The organism is Pirellulimonas nuda, assembly GCF_007750855.1.
Lineage (GTDB): Bacteria > Planctomycetota > Planctomycetia > Pirellulales > Lacipirellulaceae > Pirellulimonas > Pirellulimonas nuda.
Genome location: NZ_CP036291.1, coordinates 591027 through 615902, shown reverse-complemented (window position 1 = coordinate 615902; position 24876 = coordinate 591027). Strand labels below are relative to the sequence as shown.

The following is a 24876-nucleotide window of genomic DNA, read 5'->3' as shown; positions in this document are numbered from 1 at the left end:
ACTCAACACCCTTCCATCGCAGTGAAAACAACCACCCGCCACGCCGAAACTGACGCCGCCGTCGTTTGCGACCCGGTCGCCATGAGCGACGAGGCGTTGGTGGCCGCGCACCGCGACGAGCCCAACGGCCCGTTCTTGGGGGTGCTGGTGAACCGCTACGAGAAGGAGCTTTACGGCTACCTGCGGCGTTTCCTGGGAGACGCGAGCCTGGCCGAAGACGCTTTTCAAGCGGCTTTCCTGCAGGTGCACCTCAAGAGCGACCTGTTCGACGAGGGGCGTCGTTTCCGCCCCTGGCTGTACACGGTGGCCACCAACCGGGCGATCGACATCCAGCGTCGCAACCGCCGCCACAACCTCGTGAGCCTGGACCGTCCCAATCAGTCCGACCACGCCGAGGTGGGGTCGCTGCTGGACCTGCTAAAGTCGGACGACGCGAATCCTTCTGAACGCTTTGACCTCCGCGAGCGTATGGAGTGGGTGAGGCAGGCCGTTGCTACGCTCCCTGAGCAGCTGCAGTCGGCCGTCTCGCTGGTCTACTTCCGGGGGATGAAGTATCGGGAAGCAGCAGCAGAACTCGCGGTCCCGGTGGGCACGGTGAAGAGCCGGCTCCACTCCGCCATTAGCCGCCTGGGCGAAGCCTGGGACGAGGGCAATGGCGCACGGCCGGGTCAGCCGCGTTAGAAGGCTGCTAGGGGGAGTCCGCGGTTGCGGCCCCCCCAATTCTCGGCTGAAACCGCCCTGCGACAGCGCGTCGCCCGGGAGTAGGATGTAGAATCACAAGGGCCGGCCCGCCGCGTGCTGGGCCGGCCATCCGTGCCTGCACCGACTCTCCCATGCGCGACGAACTGATCGCTTACTTGCTGGATGAGCAGAGCCCCGACCAACGTCGGGAGCTGGAGCGCAGGCTGCAGCGCGACGCCGCGTTGCGGCAAGAGCTGCAGCACCTCCGCTCCTGCATGGGCTTCGGGGAGGAGTCTCAAGACGCTGCCGAAGGCTCTGCGGAGGGCCAGCCCCCAGTCGGAGCCAACGACGCAGGGGACCCCGCAGACGGCCAATCGCCGAGCGACCTGGGCGCCCGCACGCTGCGGCGCATCCGCACGGGCGAGGCCTGCGCCTCCGATGTTCTTGGGACCGACCCCGCGAACCGGCTGGGGATCATTGACGCCCCGGGGCGTAGCTGCCCGTTCACGCTGGTCGACACCGTCGTGACGCTGGGCGTGGTGATGGCGCTGGGCATGATGTTGCTCCCCGCGATGGTCGAGAGCCGCGAGGCCTCGCGCCGCCTCTCTTGCCAGAACAACCTCCGCCAGTTGGGTGTGGCCTGCATCCGTTACTCGGACAACCACGGGGGCTACTTCCCGCACATCCGCCCCGGCGAGAACGCGGGGTTCTTTATCGTGCGGCTCGCCCAGAACGGCGGCGTCGACCCCGACGAGTTGCAGACTTGGCTGGTGTGCGCGTCGAGCCCGATCGCGGCCCAGTTGAGGGCCCGCGGCGCCTGCGTCAGCACGCCAACCACCCAGCAGCTCGCGGGCCTCGATTGCCACACGCGGGCGTTGCTGATCGACGCGCTGCCCAACAGCTACGCCTACCGCTTCGGCTATTGGCAAGGAGGCCGCTACGTTGCGGTGCGGAAGCAGCCCGGCAGGAGCGCTCCGCTGCTGGCCGACAAGCCCGACCGCGGCAACGGGTACCGCAGCCTGAACCACGGCGGCTACGGCCAGAACGTGCTCAACGACGACCTGAGCGTCTCCTATTGGCTCGACCCCTGGGCGCCCTACCGCGACGACCACCTGTTCCTCAACAAGCGGAACGAGCAGGCCGCCGGCTACGGCCGCAACGACGTGGTGCTGGGCGACAGCGCCGCCACCCCCGGGGTCGCCCCGGCCGTGGTGGGGGACGCTTACTAGCCCGGCGCGATCGGCCGGCTCTACGGCGACCGCTTCACCGTGCCTACCGCACGGCGTTCTCGACACCCGGGGGCCAGAACGCAACGCCGCGGGGCGGCGCGTGATGCGTTTTGGGTTCATCGAAGGCCACAGCCCGGCGCGTGGCGCGTGGCGCCGATCCCTGTAAGTCGTTGCCGACAAGCCCTTTGGGGCCGCCGGCGGTCGGTTCGGCGGGCTTTGGCGCCGGTTCTGCTTTGGGACGGGGCGTCACTTCCCCCGCCCATCGAACCACCCACGGCGTGGCGTCTGCCGGAGCCTCTGACCCCGGGCTCCGGCCGACGCGCGTCGCCCCCCGCCGATGCACAACCGTGGACTTCACGCCCAAGAGCTCGTTGAGATCGCCGCGCTGTTGGCCTCGGGCAGCGGCTCGCTGCTCTCGCGCACCACGCCGCTGTGCGAGGCGTCGCTCACCGAGTACTGGGCCGCCTCGCGTTGCCGGCTCGACCGCTGGGACGCGGGGCTCCGCTCGGCGGGCGACCGCCCGCTGCGTCGCCTGGGCGCCATTGCGGAAGAGATCGCCCTCTCAGGCGTGCTGGCCCGGACCATCGCGGCGATCGCGACCGGCTACGACATCCGCCGCGGGGTCGGGGAGGCCGACCCCATCGGCCGCAACGTGCTCGCCGGGCACCTCGACGCCGCGTCGCGGTGCGCCGCGGCGGTGTTCCAGTGGTGCGGGGACGACCGCGAGCAGTCCGAAGCCATCGGCGGCGTGTTTATCAAGTCGGCCCGCTGGTCGGACATGCTGGTGGGCTACGTCGCAGCGGCCATGCACGGCGAGGCCCGTGTGCTGGCCGTGGCGCACCACCCCGACCGCGCCCGCGACTTCGCCGAAGACGCGCCGCAGCTCGAGTGCGCCGAGGGGGTCCGCCTGCTGACCGCGTCGGTGCGGATGGCCTTCCTGCCGGCGCTCCACCCGGCCGAGTCGGGCGACCTGAACCACCGCATCGCCGGATCGGCGCTGGGGCTGTTCGGCGCCGAGGCGTTCGACGACTTTGGCCTGCTGCGTTCGACCTGGCTCGAGCGGATGGACGGCGTGGTAGACGACGCCCAGATGCAGCTCGAGAAGCTGACGGACGAAGACAACCCACGATTCAACCGAGACCGACGCGAAGGCCGCTCCCGCGACTTCCGCGCCCAATAGCAGACGACCTATGGTCGGCGGCTATTGGTTGCTTGCGATGGTTGCGTTGCGACGCGCGACCCGCGCCCGCAGGTGCTCTAGGTCGTCCTTGGGCGTCGCCTCGATCAACCCCCGCGTGTACTCCTGGTGGGGGTTGGCGTAGATGTTCTCCGACGGGCCGAACTCCACGATCTTGCCGTCGTTCATCACGGCCATCATGTCGGCCATGAACTTCACGACCGACAGGTCGTGGCTGATAAACACGTAGGTCAGCCCGCGGGTCTCCTGCAGCTTCTTCAGCAGGTTGAGCACCTGCGCCTGCACCGAGACGTCCAGCGCAGAGACCGACTCGTCGCAGATAATAAAGTCGGGCTCGACCGCAAGCGCCCGGGCGATGCAGACCCGCTGCCGCTGGCCGCCGGAGAACTCGTGCGGGTAGCGCCGCAGGTGCGCGGCGGACATCCCCACCTCTTCCAGCAGCGCCACGGCCTTGTCGCGTCGCTCGCCGCGCGTGCGGGCCAGGCGGTGGATCACCATCGGCTCGACCAGCGTCGACTCGATCGTCATCCGCGGGTTCAGCGAGCCGTACGGGTCCTGGAAGATGATCTGCATCTGCCGCCGGATGGCCCGCAGCCCGCTGCCCCCCAGCTCGCCCACAGACTTGTCGCCGAACAGCACCGTGCCGGCGGTCGGCTCGATCAGCCGCAAGATCGCCCGTCCGGTGGTGGTCTTGCCGCAGCCGCTCTCCCCCACCAGGCCGAGGGTCTGGCCGCGGTAGACGTCGAAGCTGACGCCGTCGACCGCGCGGGTGTAGTCCGAAACGCGCGAGAAGATCCCCCTGCGGATCGGGAAGTAGACCTTCAGGTCGCGGACCGAGAGCAGCGGCTTCTGGCCCTCGGGCACGGCGACGGTGTCGGGGGCGTGCTGCCCCTCGGTCCACGGGTGGCCGATCCCCTCGAGCTCGCTCTTGGGGTGCAGCAGCCGGCCGCGGCCGGTGGTCTTGAGCTGGTTGAGCCGGGCGTCGTCGAGGCGCTTCTCGATCAGCTCTACCTTGCCGTTCGCCTCGCGTGTTTCCATGAAGTCGCTGACGGTCGGCAGCAACCGGTAGGGGGTGTCGAGCCTGGGGCGGCACGCCAGCAGCCCCTTGGTGTAGGGGTGCTGCGGCGACTCGAAGATCTGCAAGACCGGCCCCTGCTCTACCACCTCGCCGCGGTACATCACCAGCACGTCGTCGGCGATCTCGGCGATCACCCCCAGGTCGTGCGTGATGAACAGGATCGCCATGCCGCGCGAGTCGCGCAGGCGGCGGAGGATCTCTAGGATCTGCGCCTGGATCGTGACGTCGAGCGCGGTCGTCGGCTCGTCCGCGATCAGCAGCTTGGGGTCGCAGGAGAGGGCCATCGCGATCATCACCCGCTGCTTCTGCCCGCCGGACATCTGGTGCGGGTACTTGTCAACGCTCATCGCGGGGTGCGGGATGCCGACCTCATCGAACAGCTCGATGGTCCGCGCCCGGGCCTCGGCCTTGGTCATCCCCTGGTGCAGCCGGAGCGCCTCGTCTACCTGCGCCCCGACGGTGAACACCGGGTTGAGCGAGGTCATCGGCTCCTGGAAGATCATGCTGATGTCGCTGCCGCGGATCTTGCGCATCTCCGGCTCGGGGAGGCCCACCAGGTCGCGTCCAAACAGCGCGATCCGCCCCGTCTCGATCTTGGCCGACGACGCGAGCAGCCGCATGATCGAGAGCGACGTAACGCTCTTGCCGGAGCCGCTTTCGCCAACAATGCCGAGCGTGCGGCCGAGCTCAACACGGAACGACACGTCGTCGACCGCGGGGACCACGCCGTCGTCGGTGTGGAAGTAGGTGCGGAGATCGGCGACGTCGATTACTGCTTCGGACATGACGTTTTTGACCACGGATAGCACGGATTTCACGGATGATCTGTCGCAGGAAGCCTACTAGCGGACGATCCGCTTCCACTCCAGCTTTGCGTGCTTGAAGTTTAGCAAGAGTGCGACTTCCAGTTGCGAGATCGCCAAGTAGCCGACCATTTGGGCGACGTGATTGTCGTTAAAGACGGAAACGACCTTGGGGTCTGCGATCAGAACCCCGTCCACAATCAAGTCCGGTACGAGAACTCCGACTTGCGACTCGCGGTAGTAGACAGGAAACCGCGATTGCTGATCGACTTGATGACCGCGATGTTTGAGCTCGACGACCATCGCATTCTCGTAAACCTTTTCATCGAGCCCCGGCCGCAGTTCGTTCAGCACCGCCATCGCCGCTCCGATCACGCTTCTGCTCAACGCTTCGTGCTTCATCGGACGGCTTGCGGGATCTTAGTTGCATTGTCGTCTGATCATCCGTGAAATCCGTGCTATCCGTGGTCAAAAACTTCCGTGCGTCACTGCCCCGCCTGGTTCAGCCTGGGGTCGGTGGCCTCCTGCAGGCCCTCGCCGATCAGGTTGTACGCCAGCACGGTGAAGAAGATCGCGAGGCCCGGGAAGACGATCAGCCACCACATCTCTTGGATCGACGACCGGCCGGAGCTCAGCAGCGTGCCCCAGCTCGGGTTGGGGGGAGACGCGCCGAAGCCCAGGTAGCTGAGCCCCGCCTCGACCAGGATCGCCGAGGCGATGCCGAACGTGATCGGCACCAGCACGGGCGCCAGGCCGTTGCGCAGGATGTGCCGCACCATGATCCGCACCCGCCCGGCGCCCAGCGCGCGGGCGGCGGTGACGTAGTCCATCTCCTTGAGCTTGAGGAACTCCGCACGCGTGAGCCGGGCGATGCCGGTCCAACTGGTGATGCCGATCACGGCCATCAGGTGGAAGTTGGTGACGTTGTCCAGCAGCGCCACCAGCGCGAGGATCAGCACCAGCGAGGGGATGCACATCACCACCTCGATCAGCCGGCTGAGCAGCACGTCGACCCAGCCCCCCAGGTAGCCCGCCAGCCCGCCGATGGTGATGCCGATGGCCGCGGCGATTCCCATCGAGATGAACCCCACGCTCAGCGAGATTTGCGCGCCGTAGATGAGCTGCGCCAGCACGTCGACCCCCTGCTGGTTGGCGCCCAGCGGGTTCTGCCAGCTGGGGCGGGCGGCGAACCCGATGGGGTTTCCCGGCCGGCCGGGCCAGTCCCCTGCTTCGAGCCGGCGGTACGGGTCTTGGAAGATCGGCGGCCAGACGGCCCAGCTATCGGGGTCTTCCTGCTGCAAGTACTTGGCGTAGTTGCGGGTGCGGAAGGGCCGCTGCCGGAAGACGGCCGGCTCCCAGCTCCGCACGTAGTACCCAGCACGGGGAAGTAGATGTGCCCCTTGTACTTGACGATGATCGGCTTGGTGCCGGCCAACAGCGGCGCGCACAGCGCCACCAGCGACAGCAGGATCACGTACGCCAGGGCCGCCATCGCCAGCTTGCGCTTGCGGAACCGCCGCCACGCCTCGGTCCAGAACCCGCTGGGGGCTTGGTTGGAATCGGTAGGGTTGGACGGATTTACCACAGAGTCACCGAGGACACAGAGACGGAAAGGAGAACCGCCGATGGACGCAGATAGACGCCGATGGGGGTTCCTTCAAAGATGCTTTATCGCCCAGCAGGCCCAAAGCTGATTGCTGATTGCTCAGGATTCTATCTGCGTTCATCCGCGTCCATCGGCGGTTCCAATTAGCTAAGCGAAACACGCGGGTCGACCACCGCGTACAGCACGTCCGCGATCAATTGCCCAAGAGCGTCAGCACGCTGAACATCAGCGTCAGGCCCATGATGGTGTCGTAGTCGCGCTGGCCGATCGCCTCGAAGTAGAGCCGGCCCATGCCGGGCCAGACGAAGATCTGCTCTAGGATCACCGCCCCCGACAGCAGCCCGGGGAGCGTCAGGCCGATGAGCGTCACCAGCGGGATCAGCGTGTTGCGGAAGGCGTGCTTCCACAGCACCGTCTTGGGGCCCAGCCCCTTGGCGCGGGCGGTGCGGATGTAGTCCTGCCGGATCGTTTCCTGCATGTTCGCGCGGATAAACCGGCTGTAGTACGCCAGGCTGCCGTAGGTGAAGCAGGTGACCGGCAGGATCGCGTGGACGAAGATGTCCCAGGCCTGCTGCCCGGTGGACATCTGCGCAAACCCGTCGCTGGTCATCCCGTACAGCGGCAGCCACTTGAGCTTCACGTAGAACAGCAGCTGCAGGTAGAGCGCCGCCACGAACGCCGGCAGCGAGTAGAGCATGTACAGCAGCGTGCTGACGGTGCGTTCCGCCACGCCCCCCCCCGCGGCCGTGCTCCACAGGCCGATCGGGATCGAGAGCAAATAAGTCAGCAGCAGCGACGTTACCGATAGCAGCAGCGTCGGGCCGAGCCGGCTGCCGATCAGTTCGGTGACCGGCGCGTTGTTCTGCGGGGATCGACTTGCCGAGGTCCCCCCGCACGGTGTTGCCCAGCCAGACCCAGTAGGCCTGATACCAGGGCTTGTCGAGGCCGTACAGCTTGTAGAGCCGCTGCAGCTCGTCTGGGGAGATCTGCTTGCTTGCGTCCATCATCCGGGGTCGGACGTGAGCGGCGTCCCCGGGATGTGGCGGATCAGCGCATAGACCACAAACGTCACCAGCAACAGCGTCATCAGCGCGATGGCGATCCGGCGGATGAGGTAGTTGAGCATGGCGGCGCGGCACGCATTGGGCTGTTGTCGATGACCGGTTATGCCATAGCAGGGGCCGGAGCGTCTAGAAGGCCGCCCGTTGGGCCCGGGGCACGGCCGACAACAACGGCGTGGGTCCCACCTCCCCCACGCGTGGCCCGTCCCCGACGGCGTGGGTACACTGAATCGCACGACGCATCTGGACGCTAGGCCCGATAGCCTAGCACGCCGGCCGCGGCCCACCTACGCGAATCGCCCCGCTCGCCCGGGCCGAAACACTCATCCGAACCGGGTCTTCACTCATGCGTCTACGGTTACGCCCAGCCGCGCTGCCCGCCATCGCCGCCCTGGCCTGCTGCTGCGCCGGCCCGACGGCCGGCGCGGCGCAGCCCGGCGTCAGCTACAACCGCGACGTCCAGCCGATCCTCTCCGACAAGTGCTTCTTCTGCCACGGCCCCGACGCCGGCGCGCGCCAGGCCGATCTGCGGCTCGACGCGCGTGACGACGCAATCAGCGCCGGCGCCATCAAGCCGGGCGACGCGGCCGGCAGCCCGCTCATCCAGCGGATCATCGACCCCGACCCACGGGTGATGATGCCCCCGCCCCGCTCGCACAAGAAGCTCTCCGACGCAGAGAAGCAGCTCCTGACGCAGTGGATCGACGAGGGCGCCGAGTACCAGGTCCACTGGGCCTACACCCCGCTCCAGCGGCCACTGCTTCCAGCGGTAGAGGGCCGGCCGGCCGCGGGCCCGATCGACGCGTTCATCCGGCAGCGACTGACAGAGAAAGGGGTCGATCCTTCCCCGGCAGCCGATCGGGCGACGCTGCTGCGGCGCCTGAAGCTCGACCTGCTGGGCCTGCCGCCGTCGTACGAAGAAGCCGCCGCGTTCGCGGCCTCCGAGTCGCCCGACGCCTACGCTGCGGAGGTCGAGCGGCTGCTCGCCTCGCCCCACTACGGCGAGCGGATGGCCCAGCGCTGGCTCGACACGGCCCGCTACGCAGACACGGTGGGCTACCACGGCGACCAGAACCAGAACGCCTGGCCCTACCGCGACTACGTCATCAAGTCGTTTAACGACAACAAGCCCTTCGACCGGTTCACGCGCGAGCAGCTCGCCGGCGACCTGCTGCCCGACCCCACCGACGACGAGCGCTCCGCCACCTGCTTCAACCGCCTGAACATGATGACGCGCGAGGGGGGCGCCCAGCCCAAGGAGTACCTGGCCAAGTACAACGCCGACCGCGTGCGGACCGTGAGCACCACGTGGCTCGGCAGCACCTTCGGCTGCGCCGAGTGCCACGACCACAAGTTCGACCCAATCAAGCAGAAGGACTTTTACTCGCTGGCGGCGTTCTTTGCAGACGTGAAGCAGTGGGGCGTGTACGCCGACTACGGGTACACCCCCAACCCCGACCTGCGCGGCTACAACAACGACTACCCCTTCCCCCCCGAGATCGTGGTCGAGAGCCCCACGCTCATGCGGCGGCTCAAGCAGGCGGACGAGCAGATCGCCGCGCTCTGCCAGCAGCAGGACCTCGCCACCCCCGCGGCGCAGGCGTGGAGAGAGGCGCTGGGCGCCTTCCTCGACCGCTGCCCCACGGGCTGGGAGACCCCCACCCCCGCGATCGACGCCGGCAAGGGCGGCGCCCAGTCGCAGGAAGTTGACCAGGACCTGGCGGTCGTCCGCGGCGAGAAGTCTCCCGACCCGCTCATCGTCCGGCTCCACCCAACCGAAAGGCGCCTCGCGGCCGTACGCGTCGAGCTGCTGCCGCACGCGAAGCACGCGGGCCTGATCGTGCGGAAAGGGGGGCGTGGCGACATGCGCGTCGACCTGCTGGTCGCGGGGGACAAGGGCGAACGCCGCGTCGGCGTGCGTCACGCGGCCGCCGACCGCTCGGCGCCGCGCTACAGCAACTCGTTCGAGATCATCGGCGTGCAGAGCGGCTGGAAGCTGCAGCCAGACGCCCTCGACCAGCCCCACTCCGCGACGTTCGTGCTCGACCAGCCGCTGGTGCTTGCGGAAGGGGAGACGCTGTCCGTAAAGCTCACGGGGGGCGCCGGCGCGGTGCGGCTGAGCTGCTCGCCGATCGCCCCGCCCGACATCCGCGCGAGCGGCATGCCGGCCAACCTGCGGGAACAACTCAAAGACGACACGATCGCCGCCAACCTCTACCTCCGTAGCGCTGGCGGGGGCGACTCGGCCGACGCGCGTGCGGCCTACCAGCGGCTCAAGGCGATCGACGCGCGGATCTTAGCGATGCGCGACGGCCGCTCGCCCGTGATGGTGACCGAGCGCACCGACAAGCCGATGACCATCCGCCTGCTCAACCGGGGCGACTGGCAAGACGACGGCGGCGAGATATGCCCCCCCACGCTCCCCGGCTTCCTCCCCTCGCCAGTCCAAGCCGAGGGGCTCTCCAGGCTCGACCTGGCCCAGTGGCTGTGCGCGCCGGAGAACCCGCTCACGGCGCGGGTGTTCGTGAACCGGCTCTGGCAGCAGTTCTTCGGCGCCGGGCTCAGCCCGCAGATCGACGACCTGGGCGCCCAGGGCGAGGCGCCCAGCCACCCCGAGCTGCTCGACTGGCTGGCGTGCGAGTTCCGCGACAGCGGCTGGGACGTCAAGCACGTGGTGCGGCTGATCGTCACCAGCGACACGTACCGCCAGTCCTCGCAGCTCCGGCCGGAGCTCATCGAGCGCGACCCGCACAACCGCTGGCTCGCGTCGCAGAACCCGCGCAGGCTCGACGCCGAGTTTGTCCGCGACAACGCGCTGGCCATCGCGGGGCTGATCAACCTAGAAGTCGGCGGCCCCCCGGCCATGCCCTACCAGCCCGAGGGTTACTACGCGGGCTTGCAGTTCCCCAACCGGGGCTACGACACCGAAACCGACAACCGGCAGTACCGCCGCGGCGTGTACATGCACTGGCAACGGACCTTCCTGCACCCCGAGCTGGTGAATTTCGACGCCCCCAGCCGCGAGGACTGCACCGCGCTGCGCACCATCTCCAACAGCCCCCAGCAGGCGCTGACGCTGCTGAACGACCCAACGTTTGTTGAGTGTGCACGGGTGCTGGCCGGGGAGCTGCTCACCAGCCACGACGCCAGCGATGGCCAGCGCGTAGCGGAGTGCTTCAAGCGTGCGGTCGCACGTACGCCCAGCCAGGACGAAGCCGCCGGACTGCTCGCGCTGCTGACCAAGGCGCGCCAGCGCTACGCAAACCACCCCGACGAAGCCGCGGCGCTCATCGCTATCGGCATCGCCCCGCGCCCCGCAGGGATCGACGCCGCGGAGCTGGCGGCCTGGACCAATGTCGCCCGCGTGGTGCTGAACCTGCACGAGACCATCACACGCTATTAGTGCTACGGACATCCGTAGCCACGAGACGAACCACGGATAGCACCGATTTCACGGATGACGAACGATAGCCACAAAAAGGCACAAAAAGCACAAGACGCCAGTTTGTCGCAGAGGCGCAAAATTGCAAACGAAGCCCTTTGCGTCTCCGCGTCTTTGCGAGCGATCTTCTGATTGTTTTTCTTTGTGCTTTTTGTGCCTTTTCGTGGCAATCCGTATCCGTGAAATCCGTGCTATCCGTGGTCAACCCGTAACGCGTTGCTACTAACATGCCCACGCCGCTCGACGTATCACGACGCAGCTTCTTGACACACTCGGCCTACGGGCTGGGGGGCGCGGCGCTCGGGCAGTTGATCGCTCCCCAAGCGCTGGCCGCAGCGGGCAATTCGGGTGGGCCCGCTACGCCCCACTTCCGGCCGCGGATCAAGCGGGTCATCCACCTCTGCATGGCGGGGGGGCCCTCGCACTGCGAGTCGTTCGACCCCAAGCCAGAGCTCGACGCGCTCAACGGCCAGCCCTTCCCCGAGTCGTTCACCAACGGGCAGCAGCTCGCCCAACTGCAGGGCGCCAAGCTGATGGCCCGCGGCGCCTTCTGCAAGTTCCACAAGCGCGGAGAGTCGGGCCTAGAAGTGTCGTCGCTGTTCCCCCACATCGGGGCGATGGCGGACGACCTGTGCGTGGTCCGCTCGATGGTGACCGAGCAAATCAACCACGACCCCGCCCAGGGGTTCATGAACAGCGGCACCATCCTCAAGGGCCGGCCCAGCATGGGCAGTTGGCTGGTGTACGGGCTGGGCGCCGAAACCTCAGAGCTGCCCGGCTTTGTCGTGCTGCTGTCGCAAACCCGCGGCGCCGGCATCCAGCCCGTCTCTGCACGCCAGTGGTCGGCCGGGTTCTTGCCCAGCCGGCACCAGGGGATCGAGTTCCGCTCGCGCGGCGACGCCATCCACTACGTCGGCAGCCCCGACGGCGTCTGCCAGAGCATGCAGCGGATGGTGGTGGACGAGGTGAACCGCCTCAACGGGCTGCTCGCCCAGCAGCGGGTCGACCCAGAGCTGGAGACCCGCATCAAGCAGTACGAGATGGCGTTCCGCATGCAGACCAGCGTGCCGGAGCTGACCGACTTTACGCAGGAGACCGCCGCCACGCTCGCGGCCTACGGCGTGAAAGAGCCGGGGGACGGGTCGTTCGCCTCGAACTGCCTGCTGGCCCGCCGGCTGGCCGAACGCGGCGTGCGTTTCATCCAGCTCTACCACCGCGGCTGGGACCACCACACCGCCATCGAGCAGTACATGCCCATCAGCGCCCAGGAAACCGACCGCGCGTCGGCCGCGTTGGTGCAGGACCTCAAGCAACGCGGCATGCTGGACGACACGCTGGTGATCTGGGGGGGCGAGTTCGGCCGCACCCCGATGGGCCAGGGCACCGGCCGCGACCACCACATCAACGCGTTCAGCCTGTGGCTGGCCGGCGGCGTCGTCCGCGGCGGCACGGCCCACGGCGCGACCGACCCGCTGGGCTACGGCGTGGTCGACAACAAGGTCACCTTCCACGACCTGCACGCCACGATGCTGCACCTGTTCGGCATCGACCACGAGCGGTTCACGGTGAAGTTCCAGGGGCTGGACGCGAAGCTGACGGGGGTTGAGCCGGCGCGGGTGGTGAGGGAGCTGTTGGCGTAGTGCGCAACTCGTGGAGGAGGCGCTTCCGCCGGCGCGGGCAAAGGTAGGTGAACCTGCCGGCGGGCAGGGCGTATTCCATGGCTGGCCGATTCGCGATGGCAGGACCACCTGCCCTACGGAACTTTGTCGCAGCGGCGGGAGCGGCTGATCGGTGCGGCCGGTGGTTCGGCCCGGCGCCTGCATGCACGGCTCATCATTCGCTCTGCGGCATCAGATGAACGAGCGCGGACGTCGCCCAGGCGGTAGCGGCAACTGAGATGAACTGATTCTTGCCGTGCGGGTCGCCGTTGTCAAAGAACGGCTGTACCGGTTTCGTGTGACTCTCGAATTCCCACGATCCGTCGGCGTGCTGCGACCGCAACAAAAAGTCGCGGCCACGCGTGATTGCCGGATGGTCCGGCGTTGTCCCGGCGGCGCACAACATGAAGATCGTTTGGCCGGTGGAAAAGGCATCGGTGGGGCGCTTGTGTGTTTCGGCCCAACCACCATCGTCTTGTTGAGCAACCAAGACCGCTTCTCGAACGGCGCGCTTCTGCTCGTCATCACCGCCAAGCTGATGCAGCCCGTAGAGTCGCCAGAGACGATCCTGAAGACTCGTTAGTGCGACGCTGGCCAGCCACTTGTCGGCGGCGGCGCGAGCGATCGCCGCGCGCGGTCGCTGCTGCTCTGAAGCGTAACGCTCGATCCCCATGAGCGACAACACCGTGTCGGCGACCATGGAGGCCTGCAACGGCGCCCGTCGGCACGATGCAATCCAACGCCCACTATCGACCGCCGTGCGTTCGGGACGCACGCCGTCTCGCAGCCTCGCGACGCCCTGCACCTGGAGCAAGTAGTTCACCATGGCGGTGGTCGTCTCGTCGCGGGGGCGTTGGTCCAGGCTCAATGCCCAGAGTCCGTAGCCGACGGTAGCAGCGCCGCCGGGCACGTGCGATCCGGCGTTCATATCGTCTACTTGCTGCTCGAAATAGGCATGCGCGTCATCCGCCTGCGACTTCATCCAGTCCCCGTCCAACGGCAGGCCGACGTGCGAGGCTTCGAGAGAGGCCAGCATCGGAAGCGTGTGGTGGTGACACGAAAAGCAGTCGGAATTTGAGTGCCAGTTGACCGCAGAGCGTTGCACGCTTGCGAGCCCGCGTCGGACCGCCGTCTCTACATCAGCGGCGGAGCTTTGCTGTGCAACGCCGGTGAAGACCAGGATGAACAGTATCGTTCTCATGAATCTCTCGCGGATTGGCCCAGTCGCGTCGCAGTACAGCCACGTTGCCGAACAACACCGGCGCCGACACGACTCTGCCGACTCCAAGAGTCGGGCACGCCGATTGTCGCCGCAACGTCGGCCGCTCGCAACCTTCTCCGCAACAGTGACGTAGCGACGCAGGGCAAGTGGTTCCGACGGCGCGGGAGGTGATCTCATGGCGAAGCGCCTGCTCGCCGTCGGGTTCACCTACCTTTCACGCCGACCCACGACACGCACCCACCGCCACAGGCAAAGGTAGGTGAACCTGCCGGCGGGCAGGACGCAATCGATGGCCCGCCGATCCGCGCCGGCAGAACCACCTGCCCTGCGGAACTAAAGTTTGCCATCCCAGTAGGATGATTCCTTTTGAATTACCTCTGGACGCTTTCTGAACCAATTGACTAGATCCGTCTGAAACCCCACGATCTCTGCCTCAAGTTCTACCCAGTCAGCTCGATCCCCATTGAAATCCCATCCAATATCGCCGCTAAGGAGTTTTCCGTTCGGGTTGAGAACTATCGAAAGAGAGTATTCTCCAGTGGGAGACACCCAAAACTCTGCGGCTTCTCCTGCATTGTGGAATCCACTGGCGCCAAATCCGGGATCCTTTCCCTTACCGCCCTTCTTCATTCCCGACTTCGCAAGATATACCTCCAAATCCAGCACAAGAGACTTACGCTCATCCCCCGAGGCTGTTTCGACACTATAAGACGTGATTAGTCTTCCATCTACATGGTTCCTGTTGCACCCCGTTTGAACAAGGACGACGAACAGCGAGAGAGCGAGAATCAAGTTTTTCATATTCTTGTCGAACGTAAAAGGCCGAGTTGCCGGCCGCCCGCGGAAGGGGGGTACCAATTGACAACTACATTCTACTCGCGGGCGTCGCCGGTCAACTGCAGCCGGTGGTTATGTGGCCCATTCCTCGGCGTCGGGCTGCATCCGCTCTTGCTCGAACGCAGAGAAGTCAGCATACACGTCTGTCCCCGGCCAGTGGGGATCAGGTTCGGGATGCTGAGCGAACGTTAGGTTAACGACGGCGAAACGCCCCGACTCATCAAGCAATTCGAAAAGTACGTCATCACAATCTTGACGGTGTGCAACTGGACGAGCCCTGATGCCGTAGAGAACGTGCTGTTGACAGACCTCGCTGTACAACTCACCGGCCATGCCATCATCGGGCGATCCGTCCAGGATCGGATGCCATGGAGTTGGCCAGTCAATAGAAGATGGGCCTTGCCACATAACGTCTAAAATCACCCGGTCGCGACGAGAGATTCTCCATTGCCAAAACGCCCGACTTCGCGACTCGGGTGCATTTTTTTGTTCTGTTGCCTTTCTTGCGGGTTCAGTAACTATCCATTGACCAACTGACATTGCCGTCTTCGTCGATTACGAAGTAAAGGCAGCCAACATCCGCAAACATCATACGGTATTTACCCCAGCCGTAATGGTCGTCTGGTTTGTCCCAATCATCGGGCAGTTCTTCCAGGTCGATGAACGGCCATTTTGATTTTGATGGATGCACAGAGTTGAGCGTGCAAATAAGTTCCTCACCGGCACCTCGCGCGTCGTGTTGTGTGAAGAAGGTCTCACGACCGATTTTCGAAGCCTGAGTGGTCGGAAACAAGTAGCACTGATAATGTCCTTCTTGCTCGAACACGTCCCAGCTTTCTGGGTATTCGTTCGTGCGGTATATATGCCCTGAGAGTTGTGGGACGACAAAAGAGGGCTTAGGGCATTCATCCGCAGTCATCGGTGATTCTAATTCGATCGAACTCCATTCGACGTGGATCGCCTCGGGATCGTAGACGCTGTCGGCGTCTTTGAAGAACACGAGCATCACATCGCCGGGAATCTTGTTTGAAACAATGTCTTTCGAGTCAGCAAAACAGTATTGCGCAACAAACGTATATGGGTTGTTGCTTTCGTCGTTGGGCCAAGCCTTTGAGGATTCGCGATGTGGAACACCGCCAAGTTTTGTCAGGAAGGGTTTGTCCGTTGGTGTGACGCTCCAAATGAAAATGTCAACCGGAACAGCATCTCCTAAATCCTTTGTTCTGGCGTAGTTCTTCCGTACGAGTTCAATATGACAGAGATGTTCAGGACTAGTGATTATCGCCCCTTTCGGCTTCCACAGGTCGAGCGGACTGCCCTTTTCGGTTGTGCTGAATTGCCGGGGGCCGCTTGTCTTCTGAAAAGTCTCGATCGGAAAGACGGACGCCCAATGGTCAAAGTCCACTTTTGGATGCACGGTTTCTTTTTCCTTTTCAATCGACGTTGCGTGATTCCGTCCCGACGGATTGGTAGGCGAGCAACCAACGGCAATGAGTAACAGCAAGACGGGGAAGTGTGGATTCATCTTGTCAACAGAACGTCCAAGCTCAGTGGCCATCGCCCGACGGCGCGACCCGTGCCGCGAGCTTCAGCGAGCAAGCACGGGGCGTGACGGCGGGTGATGGTTCACTGGAGCGCCTGGTTCGCTTCATATTCTTGGTCAAAGGTTCACCTTTCTCAAGACGATGTCGTCAGGGAACTCAGCTCCTGAAAAGAAGCGTTTGAACAAATCAATCGCTTCCCAGTGTCTGAATACTTCCCGCTCCAAGACGGTCACTCCTCCATCACTCATCTCAATCTTGGTCTCCGCTTCGGGTCCGTCTCGCTTGCCGAGGACGAAATGATCGTATTTCTTTCCGTGGAATGAGCGCCACTCGACCGTGCATCGTTCCTTCGATCCTCCGCACTGGAGGTAGCTGCCGTTGGGGGCCTCGAGAATGTAGAACGAATTGCATTCTGGGTTCAGGTAATTGAACGCTTGCGGGAAAGTGTATTCGGGCGGCAGAGGAATAGAATCCTTTGTTTCGCAGGAGAACTTCCACGTGCTCATTTATTTAGCGAACAATAAATGGACAGAAACAATTCTGCCTAACCCAATAAGCAGCCACGCCCAATATCGCCGTAACTCCAGCCGTCCGCAAGCTTTGTCGCACCAGCGAAATCGACTGGTCGGAGTTATGCAGACCGGAGGTGTGGGTGGCCCCGCCGGGGTGAGTCGCCGCGTCCGCAAATGGGTTGTCACCGGCGGCGCCGGCGCCTGACGAAGCGCCTTCCGCTGCTGGGCGGGATTTCGTGGTCGCAAATAGCCACACGCTCGGGGAGAATGCGGGGTCCATCACGTCGCCCCTCCCAGGACAGAACGATGCAGCAAACAGCCAACAGGCCGCGGCGTCCGCGGGGCGCTCGGGAGGGGTCGCACTTTTGTCCCCCCGGTGTCCGATCGGGGGGACTTGTGTCCGGCCGGTCGGGACAAAACCGGTCGCAAACCACCCCTGCAGAGGGGGTCGGGCCGGGTGGGGGGGCGTTTTTTGCGGAGCAATCGCGCGGGGGGCGGGTTTTGTCCGAAAACGCGCGCCGCCGGGGGAGGGACAAAAGGACAATACGCCCAGGCCGGGCTAATCCCCGGCGGCCGACGCCGACGGCTCGCCTGTTAGGTGGCGGCGGTTGCGCCTACGTCCGCGCCGACGAAGCCGTAGTGGTGCAGCCCCTCGATGATGCCCGCGGCGCAGTGGGCCTTGGCGAAGTAGACCCGTGTGCCCGGCAGGTCCTTCAGGTGGGCCAGCTCCGGCGAGTGGTTGCCCACCACGATGCCGGCGGTTTGGCCGGCCAGCATGTCGGCGTCGTTGCCGGAGTCGCCCGCGGTGGCGATGTGCCCCAGCGACAGGTTCCACTTGGCGGCCAGCCGGCGGATGGCTTTGCCCTTGCTGGCGCGGTGCGGCAGCACGTCGACGAACGCGCCGTGGGAGATGATCACGCTGGAGGGCGCCTTGGCGTCTGCCAGCGCGGCGCGGATTTGCTTCTCGGCCTCCTCGACCGGGATGTCGCCGGTGACGTCGTAGCTGATCTTGAACTCGCGTTGGGCGAAGTCGCGGTCTTGCAGGGTGAGGAAGCCCAGCTTGTCCAGCCGGTCGTGGATGCGGTCGGGGCGCCACTTGGCGCGGAGCTGGGTGGCCCAGCCCTTGTCGGGGGAGGCCTCGCCGCCGTAGTACACCTCGGCGCCGACCGAGGAGATGATCAGGTCGAGGTTCTGCAGCCCGTACTCTTCGAGCACCTCCATGCAGAGCTCGAGCGAACGGCCGCTGGCGACGCCGAACCCGAGCCGGTCGTGGTTCTCGGCCAGCAGCTCCTTGAGCTGTTGGAGCGCCGCGTCGTCGCCCAGCAGCGTGTTGTCGATGTCGGTGATCAGCAGCCGTTCGACCGAGGCGAGGCGTTTGCCGGTGGGGGGCGCCTTGAAGGGCGCGGCGCCGCGGCCGCTCTCGGGCGCCAGCTCCTGGACGGCGGCCAGGAACTGCTCGGAGTGGGCCTGCCAGGTGTAGAGCTCGCGGACGCGGTTGATGCCGTTGTTCGAGGCGACGTTCCAGGCCTGGGGGTCGGTCAGCAGCTCGGAGATGGCGGCGGTGATCTCGTCCTGCTCGTTCACGTCGACCAGCCGGCCGCTGTGGCAGTTCTCGTAGATGTCTTGCGGCCCGCCGTTCTGGGTGGCGACAAACGGCAGCCCCGTGGCGCCCGCCTCAATGGCGGTGAGGCCGAACAGCTCGACAAACGCGGTGTTCACGAACACGCCGCGCGAGCTGGCCGCCAGGCGGTACAGCTCCGGCACGTCGTACTCGGAGTCGTGGTGCTTGGGGATGGCGAGCTTGCCGTACAGGTTGTAGCGGTCCATGGCCAGCAGCAGGTCGGTGAGGACGCGTTGCTCGTTCTCGGGCATCTGCTCGATGTCGGTGCGGATGCCGGCGAAGATGGCCAGGTTGGCGATGGCCTTGAGCTGCGCGCTCTCGCCGTAGGCCTTCATCAACGCGCCGATGTTCTTGCGGCGGTCGGGTCGGCAGAGCGCCAGGATCAGCGGCTTCTCCGGGTGGGAGTAGAACCGCCCCAGCTCGTTCTGCATCCCCATGCGCGACTGCTTGTACGACTCGTCGATGTGGGCGGAGTCGATCTCGTAGTCGTAGTAGGGGAAGAAGCGGTCGAGGTCGGTCCCCGGCGGGATGACCCGGATCGGCAGGCTGTCGTCCTTGGCGTACTGGCCGTAGCCGTGGTCGCGTTCGTGGCGTGTGCTGCAGACCACCAGGTCGGCCGCGTCGAGGCATTCTTGTTCGACGCGGATGCGGTGGCCCATGGCCAGCTCGTCGTCGGCCCGCTCTGGGGTCCAGCCCTCGCGCAGCAGGTACTCCAGCTTGGGCTTGCCGAGCGAGTGCCCGGTGAACACAAACGGCGCGTCGAACGCGTCGGCCACCTCGCGGGCCACGTAGCCGCCGTCTGCGTAGTGGCCGTGCACCAGCGTGGGCTGGCGCCCCTGGCGGCGGGTGAAGGCGATCATGCCGTCGACAAACTCGTCCAGCATGGGCCAGAGCCGCTCCTTGCGGACGTACCGCCCGCCGCCGCAGGGGAGCCGGACGATGCGGCAGTTGCTGGAGATCGACTCGGTGTCTTGCGAGTAGTCTTCGGAGAAGCGCCGGTCGCGGATCCGCCGGGTGAACAGGTCGACCGCGTCGACGCCCGGCTGCTCGGCGAGCTTCCGCGCCAGTTCCAGCACGTAGCGGATCTGGCCGCCGGTGTCGGCGTCGCGTCCCATCTCAACGTTCGTCCCACGGACCAAGCCGTGGATGCTGACTAGTTGCAAGTACAAAAGAAGCCTCCAACGCCGAAACGGGAAAGAAGGCCGCAAACCGCGTGCCGAGCGGGCCGACCCCAGCGGACAACTCCAGGGGCCGGACCCAGCGGCAGCCGCGTGCAGCGGCCCCGGTTTGTGCGCCACCGCTGCTTCACCATACTGTTATAAGCCTCACAGGTCGACCGACCGCCGTCGCCGCGTGCCGCGGCGTGCTAGGTTATTGGGCCCCCCGAACCGTTCCCGCCTAAGACCCCCACCGCATGATTCAGCACCCCACGACCCCGCTTCCGGACGCCGACCCCGAGATCCGTCGACGCGCCGCGGAGTCGCTCCGCCGGCTGCTTCCCAGGGTCGAGGCGCGGGTGCACGACCAGATCGAGCCCGAGGCGTGGGACGCGTTCACGCGGCGGCTGGAGGAGCACTTCCCCAAGCTGTTCCTGTACCTCCACCTGCTGTACGGCAGCCACTACGACTTCCTGTTCCACCTGGAAGACATCCTCACCACGGTGACGCAGGCGTGGCTGGAGCGCGACGGCGAGCTGCAAGCGCTAGACGCGCTGCGCGAGACCGACCCGCGCTGGTACCAGTCGAGCCGCATCCTGGGGGCGGCCTGCTACGTCGACTTGTTCGCGGACGACCTGGCGGGGCTGCGCGAGCGGATCCCCTACCTGGTAGAGCTGGGGGTGACCTACCTGCACCTGATGCCGCTGTTCCGCTCCCCCGAGGGAGACAACGACGGCGGCTACGCGGTAAGCAGCTACCGCGAGGTAGACGAGGCGCTGGGGACGATGGCCCAACTCCGCGAGCTGTCAACGCAGCTCCGCCACCACGGCATCTCGCTGGTGGTGGACTTCGTGCTCAACCACACCAGCGACGAGCACCCGTGGGCCCGCCGCGCCGCCGCGGGCGACCCCGAGCACCAGGGCTACTACCGCCTGTTCCCCGACCGCGAGCTGCCGGACGCCTACGAGCGATCGATGGCGGACGTGTTCCCCGACGACCACGCCGGCTCATTCATCTACCGCAACGACATGGGCCGCTGGGTGTGGACCACCTTCCACAACTACCAGTGGGACCTGAACTACCAGAACCCCAAGCTGCTGGACCGCATGCTGGGGGAGATGTTGTTCCTGGCCAACCAGGGGGTCGAGGTGCTGCGGTTCGACGCGGTGGCCTTCCTCTGGAAAGAGATCGGCACCGACAGCCAGAACCTGCCGGGCGCCCACTGGGTGATCCGGGCGATGAGCGCGGCGCTGAAGATCGTGGCGCCCGCGTCGGTGATCAAGAGCGAGGCGATCGTCCACCCGGACGAGGTGCGCCGCTACATCCACCACGACGAGTGCCAGCTCTCCTACAACCCGGAGCTGATGGCGCTGATGTGGGACTCGCTGGCGACGCGCAAGACCGCGGTGCTGCACAACGCGCTGGAACGCCGGTTGACGATCCCCGAGGACTGCCAGTGGGTGAACTACATCCGCTGCCACGACGACATCGGCTGGGCGTTCAGCAACACAGACATCCTCGCCTCGGGCTTCGACCCGGACGAGCACCGCCGGTTCCTCACCCGCTTCTACACAGGGATTCACCCCGGCACGTTCGCCCGCGGCCTGCCGTTCCAGCTCAACCCCGCCACGGGAGACGGCCGGGTGTCCGGCGCGTGCGCCTCGCTGTGCGGGCTGGAACGCGCGTTGGAGCTGGACGACCCCAAGGAGATCGACCATGCGGTGCGGCGGATCTTGTTGATGCACGGCGTGATCCTGACGCTGGGGGGCATCCCGCTGATCTACCTGGGAGACGAGATCGCGATGCTGAACGATTATTCGTTCCAGCAAGACCCAGAGCGATCGTCGGACTCGCGCTGGGTCCACCGGCCGCGGTTCGACTGGGACCGCGCCGAACAGCGGCACGACACCGACACGATCCCCGGGCGGGTGTTCCAGGGGCTGCTGCGGTTCATCCAGCTCCGCAAGCAGCACCCGGCGTTCAACTCGTCGAACACACAGCTTGTTGAGACCGGCAACGATCACCTGCTGGGCTACTTCCGCAGCCACGGCGAGCACGGCGTGCTGGTGCTGGCCAACTTCGACGACCACCCGCAAGAGATCGAGGGCCGCCGGCTACGCACGCTGGGCCTGCGCAAGACGGTGATCGACATGGTCGATGGGGACGCGATCTTCGCGGCCCAGAGCCTGACGCTGGAGCCCTACCGGCTGATGGTGCTGGCCCGGCCGCAGTAGCAGCGGTTTCCCCCAGAAAGCAGCCAACGGGGCCCGCCCCCCTCGGCGGGGCGGTCCGCAACCGGCGCGGGCAACCACCGGCCCCGTTGATCGGCCGGCAACCGCCGCGACCTCTCCAGGCGGCCGATTGGCCGACCTCTAACCAGTCGAGCCCGCGCGCGACCACCCCGATGTCGGTGTGCGGCCCTCGATGCGTTGAAAACGGGGCGATTCACGGTTCGAGCGGTTTCGGCGCGGCATGTGCATCCGGTGGGTGCGTCGGCGAGATGCCCACCCCATCCGCCGCTACGCCCCAGCAAGCCCGCCGAACCGGAGCTAGTCATGCGATACGTCGTGATTGAACACAGGCCGCGTCATCGATTCGACGTGGCGTCGTTCGCGTGGCGGCTTCGGACCCAGCGCGAGCCGGCCAGGGCAGACACGCTCACACCGCCGAGGGGCGGCGTACGCCCCGTAGCAGACATGTTCTTCGTTTCCCCCAAGCAAGGAGTTTGTGATGACCCGCTTACTGACCACCGCACTGACAGCGGCACTGCTGTGCCTTCCGCTGATCGGCCCGGCTAGCCCGGCCGCCGCGGCAGACGCCACGGCCGCCGCCAAGAAGCCGGCCGCCATAAAGCCGAACCACGCCAAGCAGATGCACGCCCTGATCTCTAGCAACAAGATCGTGGGCGCCGAGATCATCGGCAACGGGCCGGACAACCCATCGGTCGCGACGATCAGCGACGTTGTGATGACCAAGGACGGAAAGGGTGTGTACGCCATCGCCACGGTCGGGGCCACGCTGGGCCTCGGCGGCAACTCGATCGCCATCCCTGTCAACGCGCTCAACTGCGAGTGCCGGATGGTAGACGGCGAGAAGAATTGCAGCGTGAAGATCGACAAGACCGCCGAGCAGCTCGAAGCCGCGCCGGAGGTGTCGCTTGAAGGTTACGAAGACGTCACCGTGGCGTCGTTTGTCGACCGCAACAACCGGTTTTATGGCGCCGACGCGGCGGAAACCTTCGCTAGCCGCGACGACATGATGTGCGCCAGCAAGCTGACCGACGCGGCCGTGTATTGCGATTCGGAGGAAGAGTGCGGAACGCTTGAGGCCTTGATTGTCGACGCCGCCGATCACCAGGCGAAGTACGCGATCATCGGCGACGGAGCCACGCTGGGCATCGGCGAGAAGTACTCGGCCGTGCCGTTCGAGGCGCTCAACTTCAAGATGGACCGTGAAGGGAATGTCCGCGTGATGATTAACGCCGAGGCCCGCGTCATAGGCGCCGCTCCGAAGGTGACCCCCAGCGATTACCCGGAGCTGGACAAGGACGCCTTCCGCAAGGACGTGAGCAAGGCGCTTGCCGCGACGCGCAGCTAGCGTAGCACCCCAACGCCCCCCAAGAGCGCCGTCGCGACCCCTTGTCGCGGCGGCGTTTCTTTTTGCGCGTCGCGATAACTTCGAACGGCTCGTCGCGCTACTCGGTCGCCATCACCAGGTCGGGGGGCGGGGGCTCGATGACGCGCATCCGTCGCCACGCGCCCTGCTGGTAGCGTAGCACGTACGCGATGGCGACAATCCACACCCACACCGTGATCAGCGACCAACTGCCGTACACGCCTAGCTGCCACACTTCGACCGACAGCCAGCTCAGCGCGATCAGCAGCGTCGCGAGCACCACGCTCACACGCAGCACGAAACCCGTGTCGCCGGCGCCCTTGATGGCCGCGGCGAAGACCATCGCCGTGGCGTCCAGCAGGTTGTAGGCGGCCACGAACCGCAGCAGCACCGCCGCGAGCCGGCTGGTCGACTCCGGCGAGTCGGACGGGCCCCCAAAGCCGGCCAAGAACAGCCCCGGCGTGAACAGGTAGAGCAGCGAGATGATCGACATGTAGCCCAGCCCCAGCACCAGGCTGGTGAGCGTGGCGCGGCCGGCCAGGTCGTCGCGGTCTTCCCCCAGCCGCTGCCCCACCAGGATGCCCACCGCAAGGCTCAGCCCCCACACCGGCATGAACGCCACGGAGCTTACGCTAAAGGCGACGCTGGTCGCCTCGGCCTCGGCGGGGCCGATCTTGCCCACGAGCAGGATGAACGCGGTGAAGCCCGCCATATCGAGCAGCATCTGCAGACCGCTCGGCGTGCCGAACCACAGCAGCCGGCCCAGCAGCGGCCACTCGACCCGCATGCCGCGCAGGGTGCCAAACCTCTCGCGGTTGTGCCGCGTGAGCAGCAGCAGCACGTAGCAAGCCGCCTTGAGCCACAGGCTCACCACGGTGGCCCAACCGGCGCCGACAACGCCCCACTCCGGGAAGCCCCAGTGGCCGAAGATCCAGGCGTAGTCCAGCACCACGTTCAGCCCGGCGAACCCGGCGTCGGTGTACATCACGACGCGCGTCTTGCCCCGGCCGCTGAAGAACGACGCGGCTGCCTGGGCGATCAACATCGCGGGGGCGCCGACGCACAGCACCTGGAAGTAGGGGACCTCGCTCGCCACCACCTCTGGGCTGTGCCCTACCGCGGTGAACAGCGCGTTGGCGGCAGGGATCGCTAGCAGATAAAGCGGCCCGGTGGCCAGCGCCAGCCACACCGCTTGCCACGCCGCGGGGCCGATCCGCTCCAGCCGCCCCGCGCCGAAGTACTGCGAGACAAAGGTGTTGGCGTAGGTGCAGAGCCCCAGCGGGAAGCAGACCAGCAGGAACCACACGGTAGAGGCCGAGAAGGCCCCGGTCATGGCGGGGCCGGAGACGTGGCTCAGCATGACCCGATCAACGAAGGTCATCACGGTCCACGACAGGCTCGAGATGACCAGCGGAGCGGCCACCACGGCCACCTCACGCCCCCCCGCGGGCCGGCCCCACCAGGAGTAGTCTGCGCTTGCGGGCTTCATCCGTGGGCTCGCGGGGGGAGGGTGTCGAGGCTCGATGGTGGTGGGCAGATGCGCCGGGGGCGGGGACGCCCCGGCTCACACGGGTCCGCGTGCGAGCCGGGGCGTCCCCGACCCCGGCGTTAT

General features: G+C 66.0%; 18 protein-coding genes. 7 read left to right on the top strand and 11 right to left on the bottom strand.

Going from position 1 to position 24876, the window contains the following annotated elements:
* Positions 1-21 precede the first annotated feature (21 nt).
* From Pla175_RS02500 to Pla175_RS02490, 3 genes are all read left to right on the top strand, one after another.
* Positions 22-681: an RNA polymerase sigma factor gene (locus tag Pla175_RS02500; protein WP_231954135.1), complete on the top strand. Its 660-nt coding sequence runs from the start codon at positions 22-24 to the stop codon at positions 679-681.
* 152 nt (positions 682-833) lie between these two features.
* Positions 834-1910 carry a DUF1559 family PulG-like putative transporter gene (locus tag Pla175_RS02495; protein ID WP_145281021.1) on the top strand — a complete coding sequence of 359 codons (1077 nt, stop codon included), beginning with the start codon at positions 834-836 and terminating at the stop codon, positions 1908-1910.
* 337 nt (positions 1911-2247) lie between these two features.
* Complete coding sequence (locus tag Pla175_RS02490) at positions 2248-3090, top strand: hypothetical protein (protein WP_145281019.1); 843 nt, start codon at positions 2248-2250, stop codon at positions 3088-3090.
* A 21-nt stretch (positions 3091-3111) separates the two neighbouring features.
* Here the strand turns inward: Pla175_RS02490 and Pla175_RS02485 are convergent, their stop codons facing one another.
* The 5 genes from Pla175_RS02485 to Pla175_RS26730 all read right to left on the bottom strand — a co-directional run bounded on the left by Pla175_RS02485 (position 3112) and on the right by Pla175_RS26730 (position 7721).
* Entirely contained in the window at positions 3112-4971 is a 1860-nt protein-coding gene (locus Pla175_RS02485; protein ID WP_145281017.1) for an ABC transporter ATP-binding protein, read from the bottom strand.
* A 57-nt stretch (positions 4972-5028) separates the two neighbouring features.
* Positions 5029-5391, bottom strand: coding sequence for a GxxExxY protein (locus Pla175_RS02480; protein WP_145281015.1), 363 nt, complete (start codon positions 5389-5391; stop codon positions 5029-5031).
* Positions 5392-5474: 83 nt separating this feature from the next.
* On the bottom strand, positions 5475-6356 hold the full coding sequence (locus Pla175_RS02475) for an ABC transporter permease (protein ID WP_231954134.1): 882 nt from the start codon (positions 6354-6356) through the stop codon (positions 5475-5477).
* 432 nt (positions 6357-6788) lie between these two features.
* Positions 6789-7373: an ABC transporter permease gene (locus Pla175_RS26400; protein ID WP_231954133.1), complete on the bottom strand. Its 585-nt coding sequence runs from the start codon at positions 7371-7373 to the stop codon at positions 6789-6791.
* 225 nt (positions 7374-7598) lie between these two features.
* Complete coding sequence (locus Pla175_RS26730) at positions 7599-7721, bottom strand: hypothetical protein (protein WP_261342802.1); 123 nt, start codon at positions 7719-7721, stop codon at positions 7599-7601.
* Between the two features lie 281 nt (positions 7722-8002).
* Between Pla175_RS26730 and Pla175_RS02460 the strand changes: the two genes are divergently transcribed.
* Both Pla175_RS02460 and Pla175_RS02455 read left to right on the top strand, forming a co-directional pair.
* Positions 8003-11059, top strand: coding sequence for a PSD1 and planctomycete cytochrome C domain-containing protein (locus Pla175_RS02460; RefSeq protein WP_145281009.1), 3057 nt, complete (start codon positions 8003-8005; stop codon positions 11057-11059).
* A 266-nt stretch (positions 11060-11325) separates the two neighbouring features.
* The gene (locus Pla175_RS02455; RefSeq protein ID WP_145281007.1) at positions 11326-12738 is read left to right on the top strand and encodes a DUF1501 domain-containing protein; all 1413 of its coding nucleotides are present in this window, start codon (positions 11326-11328) and stop codon (positions 12736-12738) included.
* A 193-nt stretch (positions 12739-12931) separates the two neighbouring features.
* On the opposite strand, the gene Pla175_RS02450 is transcribed toward Pla175_RS02455, so the two are convergent.
* From Pla175_RS02450 to Pla175_RS02430, 5 genes are all read right to left on the bottom strand, one after another.
* On the bottom strand, positions 12932-13738 hold the full coding sequence (locus Pla175_RS02450) for a prenyltransferase/squalene oxidase repeat-containing protein (protein ID WP_197527220.1): 807 nt from the start codon (positions 13736-13738) through the stop codon (positions 12932-12934).
* 573 nt (positions 13739-14311) lie between these two features.
* On the bottom strand, positions 14312-14779 hold the full coding sequence (locus tag Pla175_RS02445; protein WP_145281003.1) for a hypothetical protein: 468 nt from the start codon (positions 14777-14779) through the stop codon (positions 14312-14314).
* 547 nt (positions 14780-15326) lie between these two features.
* On the bottom strand, positions 15327-16373 hold the full coding sequence (locus tag Pla175_RS02440; RefSeq protein WP_145281002.1) for a DUF1963 domain-containing protein: 1047 nt from the start codon (positions 16371-16373) through the stop codon (positions 15327-15329).
* A 102-nt stretch (positions 16374-16475) separates the two neighbouring features.
* A complete protein-coding gene (locus tag Pla175_RS02435) occupies positions 16476-16865 on the bottom strand; it encodes a hypothetical protein (RefSeq protein ID WP_145281000.1) in 390 nt (129 codons plus the stop codon).
* A gap of 600 nt (positions 16866-17465) precedes the next feature.
* Entirely contained in the window at positions 17466-19661 is a 2196-nt protein-coding gene (locus tag Pla175_RS02430; protein ID WP_145280998.1) for an HAD-IIB family hydrolase, read from the bottom strand.
* A 245-nt stretch (positions 19662-19906) separates the two neighbouring features.
* Between Pla175_RS02430 and Pla175_RS02425 the strand changes: the two genes are divergently transcribed.
* Together Pla175_RS02425 and Pla175_RS02420 are read left to right on the top strand one after the other, a co-directional pair.
* Positions 19907-21883, top strand: a complete 1977-nt coding sequence (locus Pla175_RS02425; RefSeq protein WP_145280996.1) for an amylosucrase — start codon at positions 19907-19909, stop codon at positions 21881-21883.
* Between the two features lie 496 nt (positions 21884-22379).
* Positions 22380-23246 carry a PRC-barrel domain-containing protein gene (locus tag Pla175_RS02420; RefSeq protein ID WP_145280994.1) on the top strand — a complete coding sequence of 289 codons (867 nt, stop codon included), beginning with the start codon at positions 22380-22382 and terminating at the stop codon, positions 23244-23246.
* Positions 23247-23343: 97 nt separating this feature from the next.
* On the opposite strand, the gene Pla175_RS02415 is transcribed toward Pla175_RS02420, so the two are convergent.
* Positions 23344-24753, bottom strand: a complete 1410-nt coding sequence (locus tag Pla175_RS02415) for an MATE family efflux transporter (RefSeq protein WP_145280992.1) — start codon at positions 24751-24753, stop codon at positions 23344-23346.
* Between the last annotated feature and the right edge of the window lie 123 nt (positions 24754-24876).

What these genes read in the sequence shown, in the direction of transcription:
- Pla175_RS02495 (WP_145281021.1), top strand. Translation starts at nt 834, where the DNA reads ATGCGCGACGAACTGATCGCTTACTTGCTGGATGAGCAGAGCCCCGAC.
- Pla175_RS02490 (WP_145281019.1), top strand. Translation starts at nt 2,248, where the DNA reads ATGCACAACCGTGGACTTCACGCCCAAGAGCTCGTTGAGATCGCCGCG.
- Pla175_RS02485 (WP_145281017.1), bottom strand. Translation starts at nt 4,971, where the DNA reads ATGTCCGAAGCAGTAATCGACGTCGCCGATCTCCGCACCTACTTCCAC.
- Pla175_RS02480 (WP_145281015.1), bottom strand. Translation starts at nt 5,391, where the DNA reads ATGAAGCACGAAGCGTTGAGCAGAAGCGTGATCGGAGCGGCGATGGCG.
- Pla175_RS26730 (WP_261342802.1), bottom strand. Translation starts at nt 7,721, where the DNA reads ATGCTCAACTACCTCATCCGCCGGATCGCCATCGCGCTGATGACGCTG.
- Pla175_RS02460 (WP_145281009.1), top strand. Translation starts at nt 8,003, where the DNA reads ATGCGTCTACGGTTACGCCCAGCCGCGCTGCCCGCCATCGCCGCCCTG.
- Pla175_RS02455 (WP_145281007.1), top strand. Translation starts at nt 11,326, where the DNA reads ATGCCCACGCCGCTCGACGTATCACGACGCAGCTTCTTGACACACTCG.
- Pla175_RS02450 (WP_197527220.1), bottom strand. Translation starts at nt 13,738, where the DNA reads ATGAAGTCGCAGGCGGATGACGCGCATGCCTATTTCGAGCAGCAAGTA.
- Pla175_RS02445 (WP_145281003.1), bottom strand. Translation starts at nt 14,779, where the DNA reads ATGAAAAACTTGATTCTCGCTCTCTCGCTGTTCGTCGTCCTTGTTCAA.
- Pla175_RS02440 (WP_145281002.1), bottom strand. Translation starts at nt 16,373, where the DNA reads ATGGCCACTGAGCTTGGACGTTCTGTTGACAAGATGAATCCACACTTC.
- Pla175_RS02435 (WP_145281000.1), bottom strand. Translation starts at nt 16,865, where the DNA reads ATGAGCACGTGGAAGTTCTCCTGCGAAACAAAGGATTCTATTCCTCTG.
- Pla175_RS02425 (WP_145280996.1), top strand. Translation starts at nt 19,907, where the DNA reads ATGATTCAGCACCCCACGACCCCGCTTCCGGACGCCGACCCCGAGATC.
- Pla175_RS02420 (WP_145280994.1), top strand. Translation starts at nt 22,380, where the DNA reads ATGACCCGCTTACTGACCACCGCACTGACAGCGGCACTGCTGTGCCTT.
- Pla175_RS02415 (WP_145280992.1), bottom strand. Translation starts at nt 24,753, where the DNA reads ATGAAGCCCGCAAGCGCAGACTACTCCTGGTGGGGCCGGCCCGCGGGG.